Genomic DNA, 4,835 nt, shown 5'->3' on the forward strand with positions numbered 1-4,835 from the left:
CTTGACCTGGTCCTTTTTGAGCTGGTCGAGGACCTCGAGGCCGGGCAGCGAGGGCATCTTGATGTCGAGGATGGCGAGGTCGTAGGGGGCCTCGCGGAGCTTGGTCAAGGCGACTTGGCCGTCCCCGGCGGTCTCGACTTCGAAGCCCTTCTTTTGGAAGAGCTTCTTGAGGATGGTGCGGAGGCTGAGCTCGTCTTCGGCGATGAGGATTTTTGTCGGCTTTGTTTCCATTTTGTGTCCAATCGTAGGGGCGAACCTTGCGTTCGCCCCTACAGCGCTAATTTCAAAAGTACCTTAAAGGTCGTCCCTTCCCCCGCCTTGCTCGCGACCCGCAGCTGGCTCTCGTGCTCTTTCAGGATGCGTTGGGTCATCATCAGCCCCAGGCCCGTGCCCTTGGGCTTGGTGGTGAAGAAGGGGGTGAAAAGCGATTTCAAATTTTCCTCGGAGATGCCCTCCCCGGTGTCGGCGATGGCGACCTGGGCCATCGGCGTCGGTTTTCCCTCCCCGACTTGCATGCGATAGTCGCTGATATAGCCGGTGGCCACCCGCAGCGTGCCCCCGCCCTCCATCGCCTCGAGGGCGTTTTTGATCAGGTTGAGGAAGGCCTGCTTCAGCGAGGGCTCGTGGCCCCAGACGGGGGGCAGCGAGGGGTCGAATTCCTGCTTGAGGGCGATCTTGCGCCTCTGCATGGCGGAGTGCTGGAGGATCAAGAGCTCGGAGAGGATCTGGTTGATGTTGACCGAGGTCTTCTTGAGCTTCTTCGGCTTGGCGAAGTCGAGCAGCTGGGTGATCAGCTGGTTGAGGCGGTCCACCTCCGAGACGATGATCCGGGCGTATTCCTGGTCCTCGGCGCCCTCCAGCTCCCGCTGCAGCATCTCGGCGGCGGCGCGGATCCCGCCCAGGGGGTTGCGGATCTCGTGGGCCAGGCCTGAGGCGAGGGTGCCCATCATCGCGAGCCGGTCCTGGACCCGGTTTTCCTCTTGGAAGGCCTGCTCCATGCTGAGCTCGTGGAGCCAGACCAGGGCCCCGGCGGGGGCCTCGGGGAGGCTTAGGGGGGCGATTTCGACCTGGAGGGAGACCGTGCCTTGCATCGTGACGACCTTCATCTCGTGGGCGTGCACGGTGCGCCCGGACTGCAAGACCTCTTTTAGCGGTTGCGCGAGGGCTTGGCCATCCCGAAATAAATCCAAAAAGGGTTTTCCCTTGGCGGCCTGGCTGGACAGGCCCAAGAGGCGCTCGGCGGAGGGGTTGAGATAGACCACCTGGCCCGAGGGCTCCAAGAGCAGGACCCCGGCGTGGAGGTGGTTGAAGAGGACCTCGCTGAAGGGATTTTCGAGGGATTCTCGCGTGGTCTCCATGCCGTCTCCGCTGGGGGCGCGGCGGTCTGCAATGCCGCGCCGGGTGTCTGTTTGCCTATGATTTAGGCATAATTTGGCAAGCTATCAAAAGGCAATAAGATTTTTGTGAATTTTTTAGTGGGTTTCGCCGTGGGAGGGAGGAAGGGCTTCAGCCGCGAAATTCGATCAGGGCCAGGGAGAGATTGTCACACTTGGCGCGGCGGCCGTCGGGGAGGTTGCCCAGGCGCATGCGCTGCTGGCATTCCTCGACGATCAGCTCGGCGGCCTGGGTGAGGGAGCCGGAGCAGGCGAGGTGGGCCAGCTCTTCCAGGCAGAGACGCTCGTCGAAGAAATTGTCGGTGATGCCGTCGGTGGCGAGCAGGACCCGGTCACCCGGCATCAGGGTGACGGTGGAGGTCTCGACGTCCCGGTCGGGGCGCATGCTGTCGAGGCCGATGCAGCGGTTGAGAATGTGGTTGAGCTCGAGGGCGGTGGCCTCGTCGACGAGGCCCTCGCGCAGCAATTCCTGGCCCTGGGTGTGGTCCAGGGTCTCGAAGAGGATCTCCCCGCCGTGCACGACCATCACTTTGGTGTCGCCGACGTGGGCGGTCTTGAGCAGGGTGTGGCGGATCTGGATCGCGGCGAAGGTGCAGCCCATCGGGTGCATGCCGCCCAGGCGGTGGTCGCTGCGGGAGCGCGTCAGGATGGCGTCGTTGGCCAGGACCATCGCGTTTTCCAAGTCATGGCCGCGTTCGACCGCCGCCTCGAAGAAGTCCACCGCGATGCCGCTTGCCACGTGCCCGGCGACGTGGCCGCCCATGCCGTCGGCCAGGGCCATCACTTTGTGATCGGGCATCATCAGGAAGGCGTCCTCGTTGCGTGGCTTGTAGTCGACGCCGACCTCGCTGACCGCCACCGCCGGGTGGGCGCCGAAGTTGGCCTTGGCCGCGCCCCATTGGTTGCCGCGGGCCTTCACGGCGCCGCGCACCCGCTCGGGCTCGAGCCCCTCGCATTCGGGGAGCTCGAGCAGGCGCCGCAGCAGCTCGAGGCGCTGCGTGATGTGCATGCCGTTGGAGAAATTCCCGATGGCGCGGGCCTCTTCGTTGCGCCCCATGCGGCGCAGCAGGCGGAGCCCCTCGTCGATCTCGTGCATCAAGACCTGCGAGAGGAAGAGCCTTTCCTCGGGCGGGTAGGGTTGCTGGCTGCGCGGGTCGAGCTTGAAATAGTTCAGGACGCTGGCGGGGATCTTTTCGGGAGGACGGACCGACACGGACGCGACGGCCTCGCCGCGGCGGGAACGCCTGCGCGCCTGGCCTTGCAAATAGGGGCGCCGCAGAGCGCCGCTCTTCGTGATTTGATCCAAATTTTTCGAAGCCATGATCCCCAACCGGCAAACGACAATAGAAAGATTATAGGGACTTCGCCGCGCGGACACAACCTCCAAGCGGGGTTGACGATTCGCGTCAAATGACGCATTGAATTAGCACGCCGGAATCTTTAAAATAAATTATTTTGCACTCTTTTTTTGCCGCGAAAAAAAATGTCCTATCTGATCCGACAACGCATCCAGACGCGCCTCCAGGCGGAGGAGGGCGCCTATCGCCGTCCCGGCGCCTCGCTGCGGGTGGGCCTCGCCTACCCCAACAAGTACTTTTTCGGGATGTCCAACTTGGGCTTCCAGACCCTCTACGCGGTGCTCAACCGCCTCCCCGACACCTCCTGCGAGCGTTTTTTCCTGCCGGAGGACGACCTCCTGGCGCAACACGCCTCGGGCGGCCTCTGCGGCTACGAGCTCGGCTCGGCGGCGCGAGACTTGCACCTGATTGCCTTTTCCATCTCCTACCAGAACGATTACCTGCACCTGATTCCGATGCTGCACCTGATGGGGCTGAAGGCTCGGTCCGGGGATCGGGGGGACGAGGACCCCATCGTCCTCGCGGGCGGCCCCGCGGTGACGATCAACCCCGAGCCGATCGCGGATTTCTGCGACGCGATGGTGATCGGGGAGGGCGAGGAGGTCCTCGCGGCCATCGCCGAGGTGCTGCGCGGCGGCGGTTCCAAGGCCGAGCGCCTGGCGGCCTTGGATAAGTTGGAGGGCGTTTACGTGCCCTCGCTCTTCGACAGCGGCTACGGCGGCCCGGCGCCCATGCGCAAGACGACGGCGGGCTTCGGCCTGGTCAGCGGACGGGCCAACGGCCCCGCCCAGCAGGGGCGTTACATTCGTCGCCTCGTCGTGCAGAACCCCGAGATCCCGCTCGCCCATTCGACGGTGCTCACCCCCGACACCGAGTTCGGCGAGCTTTACTTGATCGAGGTTCAGCGGGGCTGCCAGTGGGGCTGCCGTTTCTGCGCGGCGGGCTTCATGTACCGCTACCCCCGCTACGACGCCCTCGAGGGCCTCAAGCGCCGCATCGATCACGGCCTGAAATACCGGAAAAAGGTTGGCCTGATCGCCGGCGACCTGCTCGGCCATGACGCGATTCACGAGATCTTGGGATATATTGACGCGCAGGGTGGGGGCTTCAGCCCCTCCTCGGTGCGGCTCAACGCCTTTACGCCCGAAATCATCCACTATCTGCGCAAGAGCGGGAACAAGACCATCGCCATCGCCCCCGAGGCCGGGAGCGAGCGGCTGCGACGCAGTCTCAACAAGACCTTTACGGACGACGAGGTCGTCGACGCGGCCCTGCGTCTGGCCGAGGGCGGCATCCTCAACATCAAACTCTACATCATGATCGGCCTGCCCACCGAGACGGAGGAGGACATCGAGGCCCTCTGCAACCTGACGCTGAAGACCCGGGAGGCCTTGACGCGCTTCGCGAAGCGCTCGGCCCAGATGCCCGCCCTCACCTTGAGCGTCAGCCCCTTCACGCCCAAGCCCTCCACCCCCCTGCAGTTTTCTCCCTTCGCCGGCATCCCGGCCCTGAAAGAGAAGCTCCGCTTCATTCGCAAGCGCCTCGCCCAGGCGGGGCACATCCGCCTGGCCGGCGAGTCGGGCATGGACGCCTACGTCGAGACCCTGCTTTCCCGGGGCGATCGTCGGGTCGGCGAGTTTCTGCACAAGGCCCTGGTGCCCGCCGGCAAGGCCCTGGCCGTGGGCGGGGCGAGTCATCTACGCAACTCATTGTTATCTTTAGGTTTTGATTCGGAATTTTTCGTGAGTCGGGAATTCTCCCCCACCGAGGCCTTGCCCTGGGACTTCATCGACCACGGGATCAAGACCCCCTTCCTAATCCGCGAGCTCGGCAAGTTCGAGGCGGGCAAGATCACCCACTACTGCATGCCCGAGGTCTGCCGCAGCTGCGGCGTCTGTTGAGCCGCAGGAATTTTTTGAAAAACCTTGGAATTTAGAATTTTTTTCTCGCCGGGCCGTAATGACTATGGTCAAATCGCACTCCCTTGTGGTAACAAAGGAAGGTTGCGGCGCTCCATTTTTCACCCGGTTTGGGTGGGTGAAGGAAAGATATGCGGCGTTACTTGAAAACTTGGCTGCGAACG

General features: G+C 63.5%; 4 protein-coding genes. 1 reads left to right on the top strand and 3 read right to left on the bottom strand.

The genetic code is table 11. The annotated features are described in order from the left end of the window. The 3 genes from FBR05_14765 to FBR05_14775 form a co-directional block, all read right to left on the bottom strand. Window positions 1–231, bottom strand: a 231-nt coding sequence (locus FBR05_14765) for a response regulator (protein MDL1873440.1), incomplete at its 3' end; no start/stop codon positions are given. A 38-nt stretch (window positions 232–269) separates the two neighbouring features. Then, window positions 270–1,358, bottom strand: a complete 1,089-nt coding sequence (locus FBR05_14770; protein ID MDL1873441.1) for a PAS domain-containing protein — start codon at window positions 1,356–1,358, stop codon at window positions 270–272. Between the two features lie 148 nt (window positions 1,359–1,506). Next, window positions 1,507–2,715 (bottom strand): serine/threonine-protein phosphatase, encoded by a 1,209-nt coding sequence (locus FBR05_14775; protein ID MDL1873442.1) that lies wholly within the window; start codon window positions 2,713–2,715, stop codon window positions 1,507–1,509. 162 nt (window positions 2,716–2,877) lie between these two features. Between FBR05_14775 and FBR05_14780 the strand changes: the two genes are divergently transcribed. Then, window positions 2,878–4,653 (top strand): radical SAM protein, encoded by a 1,776-nt coding sequence (locus FBR05_14780; GenBank protein ID MDL1873443.1) that lies wholly within the window; start codon window positions 2,878–2,880, stop codon window positions 4,651–4,653. Window positions 4,654–4,835: the final 182 nt, after the last annotated feature.

Source organism: Deltaproteobacteria bacterium PRO3 (assembly GCA_030263375.1).
GTDB lineage: Bacteria > UBA10199 > UBA10199 > DSSB01 > DSSB01 > DSSB01.

Excerpts from the sequence above, each read along its gene's own strand:
- FBR05_14770 (MDL1873441.1), bottom strand. The coding sequence starts at position 1,358 with ATGGAGACCACGCGAGAATCCCTCGAAAATCCCTTCAGCGAGGTCCTC.
- FBR05_14775 (MDL1873442.1), bottom strand. The coding sequence starts at position 2,715 with ATGGCTTCGAAAAATTTGGATCAAATCACGAAGAGCGGCGCTCTGCGG.
- FBR05_14780 (MDL1873443.1), top strand. The coding sequence starts at position 2,878 with ATGTCCTATCTGATCCGACAACGCATCCAGACGCGCCTCCAGGCGGAG.